This window comes from Veillonella magna, from assembly GCF_959600285.1.
Taxonomy (GTDB): Bacteria; Bacillota; Negativicutes; order Veillonellales; family Veillonellaceae; genus Veillonella_A; species Veillonella_A magna.
Map to the genome: position 1 here is coordinate 35,083 of NZ_CAUGKU010000008.1, position 15,116 is coordinate 50,198.

16 protein-coding genes are annotated in these 15,116 nt (G+C 46.1%); 1 reads left to right on the top strand and 15 read right to left on the bottom strand.

Annotated elements, in window-relative coordinates:
• The first annotated feature begins 155 nt into the window (after window positions 1–155).
• Window positions 156–935: a basic amino acid ABC transporter substrate-binding protein gene (locus Q5873_RS05775; RefSeq protein WP_028255089.1), complete on the top strand. Its 780-nt coding sequence runs from the start codon at window positions 156–158 to the stop codon at window positions 933–935.
• A 266-nt stretch (window positions 936–1,201) separates the two neighbouring features.
• On the opposite strand, the gene Q5873_RS05780 is transcribed toward Q5873_RS05775, so the two are convergent.
• From Q5873_RS05780 to Q5873_RS05850, 15 genes are all read right to left on the bottom strand, one after another.
• Window positions 1,202–1,597: a RidA family protein gene (locus Q5873_RS05780; protein ID WP_303059791.1), complete on the bottom strand. Its 396-nt coding sequence runs from the start codon at window positions 1,595–1,597 to the stop codon at window positions 1,202–1,204.
• 166 nt (window positions 1,598–1,763) lie between these two features.
• The gene (locus Q5873_RS05785; RefSeq protein ID WP_303059878.1) at window positions 1,764–2,246 is read right to left on the bottom strand and encodes a DUF805 domain-containing protein; all 483 of its coding nucleotides are present in this window, start codon (window positions 2,244–2,246) and stop codon (window positions 1,764–1,766) included.
• Between the two features lie 18 nt (window positions 2,247–2,264).
• On the bottom strand, window positions 2,265–2,843 hold the full coding sequence (locus Q5873_RS05790) for a hypothetical protein (protein ID WP_303059793.1): 579 nt from the start codon (window positions 2,841–2,843) through the stop codon (window positions 2,265–2,267).
• Window positions 2,844–3,028: 185 nt separating this feature from the next.
• Window positions 3,029–3,415, bottom strand: a complete 387-nt coding sequence (locus Q5873_RS05795) for an MAG6450 family protein (protein ID WP_303059795.1) — start codon at window positions 3,413–3,415, stop codon at window positions 3,029–3,031.
• A complete protein-coding gene (locus Q5873_RS05800) occupies window positions 3,408–3,851 on the bottom strand; it encodes a Panacea domain-containing protein (protein WP_288190598.1) in 444 nt (147 codons plus the stop codon). The genes Q5873_RS05795 and Q5873_RS05800 overlap by 8 nt, the downstream gene beginning before the upstream one ends.
• A 175-nt stretch (window positions 3,852–4,026) precedes the next feature.
• The gene (gene cytX / locus Q5873_RS05805; protein ID WP_303059797.1) at window positions 4,027–5,211 is read right to left on the bottom strand and encodes a putative hydroxymethylpyrimidine transporter CytX; all 1,185 of its coding nucleotides are present in this window, start codon (window positions 5,209–5,211) and stop codon (window positions 4,027–4,029) included.
• Between the two features lie 325 nt (window positions 5,212–5,536).
• Window positions 5,537–6,433: a CobW family GTP-binding protein gene (locus tag Q5873_RS05810; RefSeq protein ID WP_303059799.1), complete on the bottom strand. Its 897-nt coding sequence runs from the start codon at window positions 6,431–6,433 to the stop codon at window positions 5,537–5,539.
• An 82-nt stretch (window positions 6,434–6,515) separates the two neighbouring features.
• Complete coding sequence (locus Q5873_RS05815) at window positions 6,516–7,586, bottom strand: NAD(P)-dependent alcohol dehydrogenase (protein ID WP_275114263.1); 1,071 nt, start codon at window positions 7,584–7,586, stop codon at window positions 6,516–6,518.
• Window positions 7,587–7,728: 142 nt separating this feature from the next.
• Window positions 7,729–8,394 carry a uracil-DNA glycosylase gene (locus tag Q5873_RS05820; RefSeq protein ID WP_303059801.1) on the bottom strand — a complete coding sequence of 222 codons (666 nt, stop codon included), beginning with the start codon at window positions 8,392–8,394 and terminating at the stop codon, window positions 7,729–7,731.
• Window positions 8,395–8,629: 235 nt separating this feature from the next.
• Window positions 8,630–9,739, bottom strand: a complete 1,110-nt coding sequence (gene alr, locus Q5873_RS05825; RefSeq protein WP_303059802.1) for an alanine racemase — start codon at window positions 9,737–9,739, stop codon at window positions 8,630–8,632.
• A gap of 303 nt (window positions 9,740–10,042) precedes the next feature.
• Window positions 10,043–10,750, bottom strand: coding sequence for a hypothetical protein (locus tag Q5873_RS05830; RefSeq protein WP_303059804.1), 708 nt, complete (start codon window positions 10,748–10,750; stop codon window positions 10,043–10,045).
• Between the two features lie 355 nt (window positions 10,751–11,105).
• Complete coding sequence (locus tag Q5873_RS05835) at window positions 11,106–12,146, bottom strand: 5-oxoprolinase subunit C family protein (protein WP_303059806.1); 1,041 nt, start codon at window positions 12,144–12,146, stop codon at window positions 11,106–11,108.
• Window positions 12,133–12,918 (bottom strand): 5-oxoprolinase subunit PxpB, encoded by a 786-nt coding sequence (gene pxpB / locus Q5873_RS05840; protein ID WP_303059807.1) that lies wholly within the window; start codon window positions 12,916–12,918, stop codon window positions 12,133–12,135. Before pxpB ends, Q5873_RS05835 begins: the two co-directional genes overlap by 14 nt.
• A 17-nt stretch (window positions 12,919–12,935) precedes the next feature.
• Entirely contained in the window at window positions 12,936–14,135 is a 1,200-nt protein-coding gene (locus Q5873_RS05845) for an NRAMP family divalent metal transporter (RefSeq protein ID WP_303059808.1), read from the bottom strand.
• Window positions 14,136–14,330: 195 nt separating this feature from the next.
• Window positions 14,331–15,095: a LamB/YcsF family protein gene (locus tag Q5873_RS05850; protein WP_028255104.1), complete on the bottom strand. Its 765-nt coding sequence runs from the start codon at window positions 15,093–15,095 to the stop codon at window positions 14,331–14,333.
• Window positions 15,096–15,116 lie beyond the last annotated feature (21 nt).

Genomic DNA, 15,116 nt, shown 5'->3' on the forward strand with positions numbered 1-15,116 from the left:
ATCTATGTACTCCGCCTTCCTCCGGGTTGGCGGAGTATTTTTATGATGTATCACGCTACGTTCACAACTGCCCATGTATTTCATATATACCCCTTATGAAAAACGTAGTATAATGAAAACGATATAGTGTATCTGTTAGTAGTTAGGAGGATGTTATGTTTACGTACAAGAATTTCTCTAAAAAACTGGCTTTAACATTAACAGCCGGTTTGCTCGCCATCGGCTTACTCGCCGGTTGTGGCAGCAGCGGTGATCAGGCAAAGGAAAAGGTATTGCGCGTCGGTGCCGAAACTACCTTCCCGCCGTTTGAATTTACGGAAGGCGACAAATATGTAGGCTTCGATATTGATCTCGCCGATGCCGTAGCCAAGAAGATGGGTTATAAAATGGAATTCAAGAGCATGGGCTTTGACGCGTTGATTCCGGCACTGAAATCCGGTGACATCGACATGATCGCATCCGGTATTAACCCCACACCGGAACGTGCGAAAGCTATTTTGTTCAGTGATCCGTATTTCGATCGCGGCGGCTTTGTTACCATCGTTCGCAAAGATACTACCGGTGTTAACGGCATGAATGACTTGGCCGGTAAAAAAATCGGTGCTCAGATTGGCACCGTATCTGCTGAGCTCGCTCACAAGGTTCCAAACGCAACTGTAAAAGAAACCGACTCCAACTCGCAGCTCTTCACTGAATTGCAAGCCGGTACTATCGATGCCGCTATCCAGGATAACCCGGTTGCCTTGTACTACATGAAGCAAGGTGCCGACAAGGATCTCAAGATTGTTGGCTCGCCGGTAAATCCGGAACCGCTCGTATTCGGCTTCCGCATGGATGACAAAGAATTACAGGGCAAAGTTAACCAGGCGTTAGCTGAACTCAAAAAAGACGGCACCTATGAAAAAATTTACAATAAGTGGTTCGGAAATAAATAACTAAAAAGAAAGTCCCCATCTCGCCAGTCAGGTCTTGCGAATGACATGTCTCCGATGGGGACTTTCTTTTTTATTTATCAACGGAGGAGTAAGCAAGCATTTCTCATGTCGATAGGATATTTTTTTATTCATTTCGAGTAGGAGGAAGAGTGATGTCTGCAGCGTGGACTTTCTTTTTCTCCTCCCTCCTCAACAAAATGAGAGGCTCCTATATTGCAAGTGCGTCATTCGTAAGACCTGACCACTGAAATATAGGAGCCTCTCGTTTATTCCATAGCCAACTTAGCAAATACTTCTATTTCCACTAACAAATCCTTATCAATGAGCGAAGCCACTTCTACCATCGTTGCTGCCGGTTTAATGTCTTTAAAGAATTCGCCGTGCGCACGACCAATAGCTTCCCATTGACTGATGTCCGTAACAAACATGCGTGTGCGATAGATGTTTTCAAAAGGTAAGCCTTCCCGCGCAAACAATTCTTTAATCGTTTGTAAAATGTAACGAGTCTGCTCATACGCATCGCCCAACGCATAAGGCTTCCCATCCTTCACCGCCGTTGTGCCGGCTACCTCAACTTGATCGCCGATGATTACAATACGCGAGTATCCTACGATATCCTCCCATGGGGATACGCCGGCAATATTTGTTCTGAATTTCTTCATAGCTTGCACTTCCTTTCCTATAAACTATACGCACTATATAAAATAGGCCCGCCACAATTACTCACTCATACACAATAAACACATTACAATGCATACATTGAAATTCACAAGTAACTGCAGCAGGCCTTCGGTATATCTATCGGCTCATCTATTAACGACGATAGCATTAATATCGATAGCGATGTTCTTTTGTCATTTCATCATAGGTCGGCACCGGACCGTATGTATTATCATAAGGCTTCGTCGGCAACACGGTGAAAATAAGGAGTACAATGTTTGCCAACGGTATTAACCCCAAGAGTGCCCACCAACCGGAGCGATCCGTATCATGAAGGCGTCGTACCAGCACACCGATGCTGGGTAGCAAGATGGCCAGTCCAATAATAAGGCGCACCGTTTCGCCCATCATCTCGCCGCCCATCATTTCGCCTACAAAGGAAACAGCCCACATAATAATAAAATACATAAGCTGGAACAGCCAATATTCTTTGCGACTGGCCCGTCCTTTAAATTCCGTATACCGTTTTAACACGCCTACAAAGTTATCCCAGAACGGCGGTGCACTTCGCCAATCCGACGGCAACATCCGAGGACCTTGCGGAGCAACCCGTTCCTTATCTTCTTCATTAGGTGGCATGTTATATTCCATCACTATCCATCTCCTTACTTAATAATCCCAACCGGCCATGTGGAAGAGCGTATCCTTTAATTGTTCTTCCGGGCTGTCAGGGATATATCGCGCCCAATGAACATAATCCTGGAGCCGTCCCTCATAAATCAAATTACCATGCACATCATAATAATGTGGAGCATTCCAAGCTTCATAATATGAGTCTACAAAATACTGCCCCTCCGTTATTGAATAAGTAATCACATCCGGCTTTACACGACCATCACTGTTATTTCCCAACACCTGCGAGCCAACCGGTGTGTATACCCGCTTAAAATAGGCTCTAACATATCTATTCTGTGCCGTACCTCTCGCTTCAAATGATCTACGATCTACATACGTCGTATAGTACTGATTCTTCTGTACTTCAATCCAGCGATTGGATTTCGCATCGTTTGCCGTCGGTTCCGCTACAACGCCGCCGGATGACGATGAGCTACTGGACGATGAACTTTGCGATGCCCATTTGTCCAACTTCTTCATAGTCTTGCTCCACCAGCTGGCATCAACGTCCGCCGTTCCCAAGGTGGTCATCATAAATACAGGAATTAATGCAGCTGCCCATTTTTTGTTCATATAGAATCCCTCCCGAAACTATAACTACTAAATGTTGGTTTTATTGTACCATAACCACCGCATCACGCCTAGAGAGTCAATTTCTTAATCACTCTTTTCTTAAAATGGTAACACGGATGCAATCAATCATTCCCTTATAAAAACATAAAGCCATAAGCATTTCCTAAACTTATGGCTTTATGTTTTTATACTTTATGTTTTTTATGCTTAGCGTCAATTTGATAAATCACAAAATATCCATCTTCGTTATAATATCCGTGAATTCTAAATGGTTTATTGCCTTTACCATAATGAATTATATCTCTGCTGATCCCATTAATACATTCTCGCTCTTTTACCGGACCTTTTCTTCGTAAAAAAAGAGTATCCACTTCTGTAATTGAAAGTCTTTTATTAATGGTATCTTTAATAAAGCGGTGAAACTCTTTTAACTCGGACTCCTTCAACTGCGAAAAATCATATTCTGCATGCAAATCGCTGGAAATCACCATTTCAAATAATCGTTTTTTATTATCGAGCCTAGATCCTGATGATTCCGGGTTCCGTACTTTTGTAAGGGGTTTTCTAATCACCGCTATATATACTCCTATAATACTCTTTCATATCTAATCTATTAATTGGTCTCTCACCGTGTTCTCCATCCTTTAATCCCCGTCGTGCTTTTCGCCATGGCTCTTCCATATGGGTCAAAGCTTCCAATTCATTCGCCGACTTATCCCCATATGTTAACCATACAGATTCTAGCAAATCTTCCGTTTTATTATCTACCTTCGGTTTACTCTCCATCGGTATCGGATTCCATCCATAATCATGATATCTCGTATATAGTTCTTTTGAAACCGGACCATGTGCCCATGCCTCAAACTGCGAATCGCTTATAAGAGGATGATCATAGAGAGCATTATTCCACGACTCTGCATAATACACTAATTTCTGTAACTTTTTTGGGGTAATATCATCCGCTTTAGATAAAAACCATTGCGCAATAGTCATAATCGAGTATTCCATATACATCACCATCCTTTATCACTGTCTCGGCCTTTATTTAATTATATGACATGTATTCGTACCGCACAATGTTTATGAGACACTACTGGTACTCATATTATGACTTTTGCACACAAGAATGATTATTATAAAAGTAAATTAGTATTTTTTCTTTTCATCATTTTCTCTTTTACCGTCACGCTTGTACGGTGCGACCGGCACGCAGCTTTCCTACAATTACGGTCAGTACCATAGTAAGGCCCATAGCCCACAGCGTCGGTCCCCAAGGCATATCCATGGTAAGTAATTCGCGATACGCCGCGAAACCGATAAGCCATACGATAACATTGCCCCAATCCCACGCACCGGTAACATCACGTCGTTTAAGAAAGAAATAATTTGCCAAGAGCACGGAGATCATCGGACCGAATACGGATCCGATAAAGAAAAGGAAATCCATAATATTATCCATCGGATACAGCATAGCCGCTATGGTCCCCACGATAGTAACAACCACTGCGGCACCGCGTCCTTTAATGTGCGACGAAAGAGATTCCGACGACACGCCTGCCGAACAGGCATCCATAAAGGTAGTCGTTACCGTAGAGAACACCACAACAAACAAGCCTACTACGCCGAGTCCCGCGCCGGTCATGAGAAGCGCAATGTTAGTTTCCCCTGTATACATCGCCGCACTCATACCGATGACGTACATGAACATACTAATCACGCAATAAGTAATCGCACTGGCTGCCGTAGCCGCCACCGGCTTTTTAGCTCGTCTGGTGTAATCACTGATGAGTGGCAACCAAGATAAAGGCATAGCAATGGACAATTCAATGGCACTGCTAAAGCTCAAGCTGTCATCGATGGGCACTAACGATTCACCGCTGCCGCTCCAAATAAGATGGCCCAGTACCAAGCACATAATGAAAAGAGCGGCCATGACAACGGTATTTATTTTAGTAAAGCCGTCCAAGCCGATATACAGCCAACCTAAAATCAATACGCCGATGACAGCAGCCCACAGCTCCGGTGACGTGCCAAACGCAGCGGCTGCGGAAATCGATCCGTCATAAATCATGATGGCCGTCCAACCTACCAGTTGTACTATATTAAGAATAATAAAGAGCATCGCCCCATAGCCGCCGAAACAACTCTTTACCGTTTCCATAGCGCTTTTACGTTCCTTCGCTCCGATAAGACCTGCACCGAATAATAAAATACCGCCGATGATATGCCCGATTACAATGGCTTCCAAGCCACGCATCATTCCCAAGGTGGCATAATAGGTGCCCGTCATAATTTCTGCAATGGAAATCGCCGCGCCAAACCAAATTAACATATTCCTAAAGACCGATGTTCCTGATGATGTACTCATACGTACCTCCTCTTTACTGCTACTCAATGATTTACCAATCATCTACAACTATGTCACACACGCTCCATCGAAGCGCTTTATAGAAAACGGGTCTACAAAAAAAGCACGGTCCCTGATGGAACCGTGCCCGTTACTCGCTTGCTGCTACCGACAAAACTTTTTGACTTCGTCGGCGTAGTCTGTATGTCCCTACGTTGGCATTATCCAAATCAGGTTATGGGTTAAAGCGAAACCTACCGCTTACTCTCAGCCCATCATTATGAGCACCCCGTTGTTCTATTATTCTGTAGTTCATTATAGCAAACACCCATAGGCTTGCCAATAGTCATTGTCTGAAAAGTAGTGCGATGGCATCCTTATCTAACCGTCGTCCGATGATGACCGCTTTTTCATCGGCTTTTGTTTCCACTGCTGTTAAATCACAGGTGGTCCCTACAATATCGAAGCGTCCCCAAATGCTGCCGATACGAGCCGTGCCTTTCACGCGATACACATCTCCGAACCTGCCTTCCGTCAGTGCCCGCATCGCACTGTGAAAGGCAGCAATATCACCGAAGGAAGCGAAGGACACGGCCATGGTTTCCAGTGTCGGTGCCTCAACCTCAGCAACGCTACCGTCAGCCGTGTACGGTGTGGTAAGAATGGATTGCCATATGTCCTCTGTCCACAACGTATATGTATCGGGCAATAGTTTTTCCTGCAACCCCCGCTGTGCCAATGCTGCTTTCACTTCGGCGGTTGCCTGCTCATGACCGGCTGTCTTGCTGATGACCAAATGACCGGCATGATGTATTTGATCCTCTGCAATGGCGCCGTATTCGTTACAAGCAGTAGTAAAGTTGAGCGCATCCACAATCGTTACCGGTGCCAAGAGGCGAATCCGTTCATAGGCTAAGGTACTAAGATTGTCCATTACCGAGCTCAACAAACCTACACCGGTCGGTTCGATAATGAGCAACTCCGGATCAACGGCGTTGGCAATGGTTAGCACGGATTGACGAAAGTCGCCTTTTAAAGAGCAACAAATACAGCCTTCCGTCAACTCCCAAATATTAGGCTTTTCCCTCATCGTCATATCTTCTTCCATCCGCGCTTTATCTACGCCTACATCGCCCAATTCATTTTCAAAAACGGCTACGGTTCCCTTCGCATGGCGTACCAATTCCGTAATAAAGGTGGTTTTACCGGCTCCCAAAAATCCGGAAATAACTACTATATCCATATCTACCTCGCAATGCTAATAAAAAGGGACGACCCACAGTCACCTGACGGTGGGTCGCCCTACAAATATGTCCGGTGCTGCTTTATTTAATGATAACTACCGGTTTAATTAAATCTGCCGGTTTATCCTTCATAAGCATCAACGCATCTTCTACATGTTCAAAGCCTTCAAAGGTATGAGTAATCAACTTGGATACATCAAGTCGTCCGTTGAGTACAAGACTGGACAGTTTTTCCATACGCAAGCGACCACCAGGCATCAAGCCGCCAACAATGTTTTTATGTCCCATACCAACGCCCCATTCAACACGAGGAATATTGATGTACTCACCGCTGCCTAAATAGTTAACGTTACCGATACGGCCACCCGGTTTCAAAGCTTTCACTGCTTCTTGGAACGTATCTACCGTACCACCGGCGATAATAACTTTATCCACGCCTTTGCCGCCTGTCATTTCCAATACCTGTTCGTCAATAGGCCCGTTCTTATAGGATACAAAGTCGGTTGCTCCGTAGAACGAAGCCGCTTCTTTACATACTGGACGCGTACCTACGGCAATCAAGCGACCGGCACCGCGCAGGGCTGCCCCGGCTACGCTCATGAGACCTACCGGCCCGATGCCGATAACAAGAACGCTGTCACCATACTGGACATCGGCCAATTCCGCACCGTGGAAACCGGTCGGTACCATGTCGGACAACATAGCCCCTTCCATCGGCGAAATGCCTTCCGGCAACAATGCCAAGTTACCGTCTGCGTCATTTACATGGAAGTATTCACCAAACACGCCGTCTTTAAAATTAGAGAATTTCCAACCGGAGTTCATTCCTGTGGAGTGCATGGAAAAGCCGGCCTGTGCTTCCAAGGAATTCCAATCCGGAGTAATCGCCGGTACCAATACTTTATCGCCCGGCTTAAAATCTTTAACGAGAGCACCTACTTCAACAATTTCCCCTACGCCTTCATGGCCTAAAATCATGTCATGTCGATTGCCCAACGCACCTTCCCATACAGTATGTACGTCCGATGTACACGGTGCCAAGGCCAACGGTCGACAGATGGCATCCAACGGGCCGCATGTGGGATAGTCTTTTTCTATCCACCCCGTCTTACCGATTTCCAGCATTGCGAAGCCCTTCATTTTCTTTGCCATAGTGCACCTCCTGGTTACCTGTCACTTCATTGTGACCTCCCAAAGATATAAATCATCTTGTATCTTAATGGTATCCTGTATTCACGGGGATGTCAAACTAAAAATCATAGCAAATATAATTTTTAATCATCATTGAGTGTTATTACCATTTTATATTTCGTGCTTGTCGATTAGATTCATACATTGCCAATAAAGCCGTCGGTTCTTCACTCTTAAAGACATACGTTGGATCCATAGACTGTGCTTTTTCCACGGCTGCTTTCAAATCGTAATATACCTGCCACTTAGATTCTACTAAGTCTTTGCCGGTACGACGCAGCAAAAAGGCGGGATGATAGGTCGGCATGACCGGGATGCCTTCATAGGTTAACCAGTGTCCGCGCGATCGCATGATACTCCCCGGTCCTCCATTGAAAAATTGGAAGGCTACCTTTCCCAAGGCAACGATCACCTTAGGACGAACCAAACGAATTTCTTCTGCTAAGTGAAGCTCTGCACAAAAGCGTCCTTCCTCCGGCGTCGGCGTACGGTTTCCCTTCGGTCGACACTTTACAATATTCGTTACGTATACGCGATCGCGAGTGATGCCTACACTCCACAATGCTTTATCCAATAATTGTCCCGACGGACCTACGAGAGGTACGCCGTATTCATCTTCCACACCGCCGGGCCCCTCGCCGACAATCATAAGCGGCGATGCTGCCGTTCCCGTATACGCCGTCGGTCCTTTGTTTTGTTCCTTGCGAATAGGACAGGATTGACATGTCTGCAATCGTTCCCACCATTCCGTTAGTATGTCTTCAATCATAATATCTCCTTAATGCTACGCATGGTATCTCCTTAACTCTACGCATAGTGGCTTCTTAACTCTACGCGCTTCTGGCTATCATTTATGTTTCTGTTATATAACTACTTACATACTGTTATACAACTCTTTATCTACCGGTATGCAACTACTTACATTCTATTGTGCAACCGCTTACATATACAAAAAGCTGCGACCACAGTCATCCATGGTCGCAGTGTACAGGCTCATTGCCTGCTTAAATATAAATACGCGGTACCCGTTCCGAAAAGCCTGTAAAAATTTCGTACGGAATGGTTCCCGTCAGCGTAGCCAATTCCAAAACGGTAATACTTTCCTGCCCCTGCGTGCCGATGAGAACAACTTCATCACCGGGTGCCACGCCTACGCCGTCAGGCATAGCTACCATAAGTTGATCCATGCAAACGCGCCCGACGATGGGACAACGCTTGCCGTGAATAAGAACAGAGCCTCGGTTAGACAGACTCCGCGGGAATCCGTCCGCATAACCTACGGGGATGGTCGCTATCGTCATGGGGCGATCCGTCGTATAGGTTCCGCCGTAACCGATTTTTTCGCCGGCCCCCAAGTGCTGCACATGCACGACCTTGCTGTAAAAGCTGAGTGCCGGTTTAAGTCCCAAACGGTTCGGTACATCCAGCGACGGCATAATACCGTACTGGATAATTCCCGGGCGGGCATCCGTAAAAAGACTATCCTTAACCGCCAGTAAGCCGGCACTGTTTGCCAAGGAAAATCTAAACGGATCGCTGCGATGCTTGCGGATAGTCGTAACCATGTCGCGGAATGCCGCCGTTTGTACATGTGCTTCAGTTTTATCGGCTGCATCGGCCGATGCCATGTGCGAGAAGAAACCGTCTACCCGTAAATGCGGATAGCTTTCTACCTTTTCAATAAATTCCATTGCATCTTGCGGACGAATCCCAATGCGATGCATCCCCGTATCAACCGCAATGGCGCATTCCACGATAACATCGTGACGAACCGCACAGGCTTCCAATGCCTCCAAGTCAGTGGATTCACAAATAGCCGGTCTAGAATTTCCTTCGATAACAAGGTCAAAGGATTGCGGCAAGGTAATGCCCAGCAAATAAATCGGCACTGTAATGCCGGCTGCCCTAAGGGGCAATGCTTCTTCCGGAAATGCTACTGCCAAGGATTCATACCCTTCTTCTACGGCAATGCGTCCTACCATGACGCTGCCATGACCGTAGCCGTTGGCCTTGATGACTGCCGTACTGGTACTCCACTCGGGCAAACTATCTTTTATACGACGTAAATTTTCACGAATAATCGCCGTATCAATTTCTAAATGTGTAGGTCTCATATTTCAAAACTCCCGCGAAACCGCTGTATAACCGCTGACCTAACTCTTTGATGTAAGAGCATTGCCAACAGCTGTCAGTTTTCTTTTTTATTCCGTAGTAAAGTATACCGCTGCACTATCCCCTACGGCAAGTATTATTTGCTTCTCTTTATTAAAAAACTATATATGCCTAATCATGGCGGCAATACACTCACCGGCAACAAAACGGCATACAACAAAAAAGGGTACGATGCATGCACCGTACCACTTCATATTGATATGTTGTTCACCGTTAGTCATCAAGGCATCCGCCTTGCAAAGCCGCTACTTCCCGGTAAGTAAGTCGCTATCCTCTACGGGCTGCTGTTCCCAAGATTCCTTCGGCACTGCAGCATAGCGTGCACTATCTTTGGTAGGTGCTGCTTCTACGCCTTGAATCGCTGCCCACAAATCAATCGGCGTATCTATTGTAGAAGGTAACTCTTGTTGCGTAGGATTATCATCCTTCATGCTTTCCCTCATAGCAAAGAGTACCATTTCATTCATATAGGTGCGGAGTTCATTATCATATACTGTAGACTCTGCCTGTACTAATGGTTCTAATAACATAGCACCTTCAAGCTTTCCTCCTATCGGCACATTAGCCAATAACGACGCATACTCTTCATACAAATGTTTCAGCGTAATATATCCATAGCTGTCCTTTTTCCAATTATGCGACTCATTATAGAAGTGTAGGCGCACCCGCATATAATATAAGAAGCGTTCATCATTCACCTGTTTACCTTCTTGCACATGACCATTTACATTATAAAAATGCACGACCCTGTCACCATACCAAGCTGCATAGGTATCCGACATACGTGCTACCTCTCGACTAGGCATCACCACTGTTGTCGGTTCTTGTATCGCCGTGATTGCAATTGGTTCCTGCGTCGTAGGCTCCATCAACACATCCTGTGCCGCCTCCGCTACCTGATTACATCCCAACATACCAACAATACCGAGAGCTACCATCCATTCTTTTTTCATCATCCAACTCCTATCTACTATTTTCACAAGTATATACTACTATTCATTTTACTATAGATTAATAGAATTACCAACTGTCCATAAAAAATAGCCGGTTGTGGATTTCTCTCATCCATAACCGACTATGTTTATCTATATCATTGACTACGCTAAAAATTCATCGCTGCCGAACGCACACAATACCCGGCTACTCCGGTCTGTCGCGGTATATCTGACAATCATCTATCGTCAATCCTTCCGGCACATATACCAAGCAAATTTACCACACAGAAAATAGCGGCCAATGCGCAAACAACGATTGGTAATCACTATACATGGCAACATACTCTTACAAGCTTCGTTCTTCCTAAGCGACCTAAACATAACTATCATTCCTGATGGAGAGTCTTTTCTCAGTCTCTCCCCATGGAAGAACGGATGAATACAATAAAGAAACCGCTTTTTCTTCAGTCTGCACCCACGAGGCTTCTCTTTCTTTATATTCGCGGTATAACGCTTGTGCTTCTCCCACAGTAACCTCGGTAAAACGAATCGTCATCTCCACCGGCATCTGAGCCAATCGCGGTAAATCCGGTGTAATGACCGTACCGATTTTAGTATAGCCACCGGTTGTTTGCCGATCGGCCATCAAGATAATCGGTTGTCCGTCAGACGGTACTTGAATGGAGCCGAACACAGCACCATCGGAAATGATATCTGCCCCATCCGTATGTGTTAATGCCTGTCCGGCCAAGCGATAGCCCATGCGATCCGAAGTAGGTGTAATGAGATACGGTGAAGTAAAAAATGTGTGTCGCGCTTCTTTTGTAAAGCGTTCATGTTGCGGTCCCAATACTACACGAATCGGTGTTGTTCCATTAAACGGACCCTCATAATCGGGATCCACGTGAAGCTGTGGTACTTCAACAGTGCGCGCCACGGTAAGTACATCATCCTTTTGTAACTTGCGTCCTTTAAAACCACCGATACCGGATTTTCCGTGAGTAGCTACGCTGCCGTTTACTGGTGTCACCCGTACTCCGCCGCGCACCGCAATATACATGCGCACCCCATAGCTGGCAAAACCGGTAGTCACTTCATCACCGGGTTCTACTGCCAACGGTGTATTCATAGGAACCGGCGTACCGTTAACAGCCGGAGACATATCTGCACCGGTAAAGGCAATGACAGCCGGACCTTCACTGATAAAGCTAGGTCCCATAACCGTGCACTCCAGTGCTCCTATATCTGTATCATTGCCTACCAACCGCTGACCCAAGCGATAGCTTTCGCCGTCCATCGCCCCCGCAACGGGCATGCCATATTGTTGATAGCCGATGCGTCCCGCATCTTGTACGGTAGTGAGCATTCCCGGCATAGTAATGCGCCATGCTGTTGTTTCTTTACCGATTGCCATTAAGCTCACGCTCCTTTACTTCATGCACCGTTACCGTATAGCCACTGCCCAAGGCAGCAATCCGTTGATATTCCTCCTCCGTAATCGGCACATACCGCACATAGTCGCCGGCACTGAGCAACATCGGCTGCTCCTTGCTACCGTCATAGAGCGTTAACGGTGTACGGCCGATAATCTGCCAACCGCCGGGAGATTCGGACGGATAAATTCCCGTCTGCGCACCGGCAATACCGACGGATCCCGCCGGTATCAAGGTACGTGGTGTCGATAGCCGCGGTGTGGCCAGAGCTTGATTCATGCCTCCTAAATAGGTAAAACCGGGGATAAAACCCAGCATGTATACCAAATAATCGGTGCCGCTGTGCATAGCCACAACTTCACTTTCACTGAGACCCGTATGATTACATACGTTTTCAATGTCCATACCATACTCACCGCCATAGACGGTAGGGATTTCTACAACGCGCACCGTGTCCGATGTTTCACTACTCTTCGCATCAGCAGCAATACATCGAATATGATTGCACAGCTCTTCATACGCTACAATCAGCGGATCGTATACCACCAACAGCGAAGCATAGGTCGGCACCATTTCTACAATACCCGACGCCGTCTCTTCACTTAGTGCTGTTACCACATGGCGAATACGTTTATTAATATCCGGAGAAATTGTATCACCAAACACGGCGGATAGCGCACAATCCCCTACAGGGGCAAAGGTTAATGCCGTCGTCATATCCGATGTGCCTCCGGATGAAGCTTGTATACCCATAGACGATCTCCTTTAATCTAACCTAATAATTTAGAAATTCCCTGCAAGGAAGTGAATCCGATATATGCGGAGATAACTACTACGGCCCAGCCGGCCCAGAACAAGAAATTCGAGTGCTTGTAATCGCCGACAATTTCTTTTTTCTTTGCTGCCAAAAGTATTACTGCCAAGGTTACCGGCAAAATCAAACCGTTCAAGGAGCCTGCTACGATGAGCAGCATAGCCGGTTTGCCCATGAAGAGAAGAATCAATGTGGAAATAATTATGAAACCGATAATCCACAAATTTTCACGAGCTGCCACAGGTTTAAAGAGTGTTTTCAAAAACGATACAGACGTGTAAGCCGCTCCTAATACCGAGGTAATGGCGGCACAGAAGAATACGATACCAAAGATTTTATACCCTACCTGACCGGCCGGTTTGAGGAAGGCATCTGCTGCCGGGTTCGATGCATCGAGAAGCGCCCCTTGCGATACAACGCCAAGCACTGCCAGGAAGAATAAAATACGAACCAAGGTAGCTACCCCCATACCGAGTGTAGCCGACTTACGCACCTGTCCCAGATTTTCTTCACCTACGATACCCGCATCAATTAAACGATGGCCACCGGAAAATGTAATGTAACCGCCAACTGTACCGCCTAATAAAGTAATGGTTGCTAACCACTGGTATTCCGTAGGCATAACCGTATGTGCTACCGCTGTACCTACCGGCGGCGTCGATACAATCATTACATACCCGATAAGCAAAATCATGAGAATACCCAAATACTTTGTTAATTGGTCCATCGCCTGCGCTGCCCGATAAGACATAAAAATTCCTACACCGATAACAGCGGAAATGATAGCGCCTACTTCTGTACTGGTACCGAACATAACGTTCATCCCCAAAGCGGCACCGCCGATATTACCGATGTTAAACGCCAAACCACCTAAAGCTACCAAAAAGGCTACGAAATAGCCCAGCCCCGGCAATACCTTATTGGCAATATCCTGACCGCGCATCTTAGACACGGCAATAATAGACCATACATTAATCTGTGCGATATACGCTAAAATAACCGACGCTACAATAACGAAGGCAAAATCGGCTTCGTACTTCGCCGTAAAGGCTGCCGTTTGCGTCATAAATCCAGGCCCGATAGCCGACGTAGCCATCAGGAAGGCCGCACCGATAAGCACGGACCAGCTTTTCTTCTGATTCGGATCTTTGCTCATAATAAATCCCCCAAACTATCTTTCCATACTACAAAACAAATTTTGTTACACTCTCATGTAAACGAATTATCTTTACGCGCTCAAATCAATTACCTTTGCACGCGATTTATAGAAACTATCGTTCCATACTACTCATATGATGTTAAACACATATACTACTAATCACGTCATCACTGCTATCAGTACTGCTTGTACTCAATCACGACCAATGAAATGGCAAACCTCAATACCTGCCTTCTCCAATCCCTCTCTAATCGTAGCCGTAAAGGCCAACGCCGACGGGTTATCTCCATGTACACATACGGAATCGGCAACAATTTCAATTTCCTTACCGGTGTTGGTAACTACCGTGCCCTTTTGAATCATTTGCAAAATACGTTCCAACGCTTCTTGCGGATCTTTAATAAAGGCCCCCTCTTGATTACGTGGTACCAGCGTTCCCTGCTCTGTATAACCTCGATCGGCAAATACTTCTTGAATGACTTTGAGACCACGCTGTTTAGCTTTGGTAGCAATGTAGCTGCCGCTTAATGCCATGATATACACACCGGGATTCATCGCTTCAATGCCATCCAATACGGCATCGGCCAATCTTGGTTCCACACAAGCCGTGTTATAGAAGGCACCGTGAAGCTTTATATGCTGCAACGGTACATCGGCCGCCGCACAAAACGCACTGAGTGCGCCCACCTGATATTGCATATACGTTCGCGCTTCATCCGGTGTTACATCAAGCTTGCGACGACCAAAGCCCATCAAATCCGGATAACCGGGATGTGCCCCTACGGCTACGCCTCGTTCTTTACAAAGTCGCACCGTCTTTTCCATAATCAACGGATCCCCTGCATGCCAACCGCAAGCCACGTTAGCACTGGTTACCTGCTTTAACACTTCGCTATCCATACCTAAGGTATAGTTACCAAAGCTTTCACCTAAATCACTGTTTAAATCGATTCGCATGTGCCGCGCCTCCCATCGTAT

Excerpts from the sequence above, each read along its gene's own strand:
- Q5873_RS05775 (WP_028255089.1), top strand. The coding sequence starts at position 156 with ATGTTTACGTACAAGAATTTCTCTAAAAAACTGGCTTTAACATTAACA.
- Q5873_RS05780 (WP_303059791.1), bottom strand. The coding sequence starts at position 1,597 with ATGAAGAAATTCAGAACAAATATTGCCGGCGTATCCCCATGGGAGGAT.
- Q5873_RS05785 (WP_303059878.1), bottom strand. The coding sequence starts at position 2,246 with ATGGAATATAACATGCCACCTAATGAAGAAGATAAGGAACGGGTTGCT.
- Q5873_RS05790 (WP_303059793.1), bottom strand. The coding sequence starts at position 2,843 with ATGAACAAAAAATGGGCAGCTGCATTAATTCCTGTATTTATGATGACC.
- Q5873_RS05800 (WP_288190598.1), bottom strand. The coding sequence starts at position 3,851 with ATGGAATACTCGATTATGACTATTGCGCAATGGTTTTTATCTAAAGCG.
- cytX (WP_303059797.1), bottom strand. The coding sequence starts at position 5,211 with ATGAGTACATCATCAGGAACATCGGTCTTTAGGAATATGTTAATTTGG.
- Q5873_RS05810 (WP_303059799.1), bottom strand. The coding sequence starts at position 6,433 with ATGGATATAGTAGTTATTTCCGGATTTTTGGGAGCCGGTAAAACCACC.
- Q5873_RS05815 (WP_275114263.1), bottom strand. The coding sequence starts at position 7,586 with ATGGCAAAGAAAATGAAGGGCTTCGCAATGCTGGAAATCGGTAAGACG.
- Q5873_RS05820 (WP_303059801.1), bottom strand. The coding sequence starts at position 8,394 with ATGATTGAAGACATACTAACGGAATGGTGGGAACGATTGCAGACATGT.
- alr (WP_303059802.1), bottom strand. The coding sequence starts at position 9,739 with ATGAGACCTACACATTTAGAAATTGATACGGCGATTATTCGTGAAAAT.
- Q5873_RS05830 (WP_303059804.1), bottom strand. The coding sequence starts at position 10,750 with ATGAAAAAAGAATGGATGGTAGCTCTCGGTATTGTTGGTATGTTGGGA.
- Q5873_RS05835 (WP_303059806.1), bottom strand. The coding sequence starts at position 12,146 with ATGGCAATCGGTAAAGAAACAACAGCATGGCGCATTACTATGCCGGGA.
- pxpB (WP_303059807.1), bottom strand. The coding sequence starts at position 12,918 with ATGGGTATACAAGCTTCATCCGGAGGCACATCGGATATGACGACGGCA.
- Q5873_RS05845 (WP_303059808.1), bottom strand. The coding sequence starts at position 14,135 with ATGAGCAAAGATCCGAATCAGAAGAAAAGCTGGTCCGTGCTTATCGGT.
- Q5873_RS05850 (WP_028255104.1), bottom strand. The coding sequence starts at position 15,095 with ATGCGAATCGATTTAAACAGTGATTTAGGTGAAAGCTTTGGTAACTAT.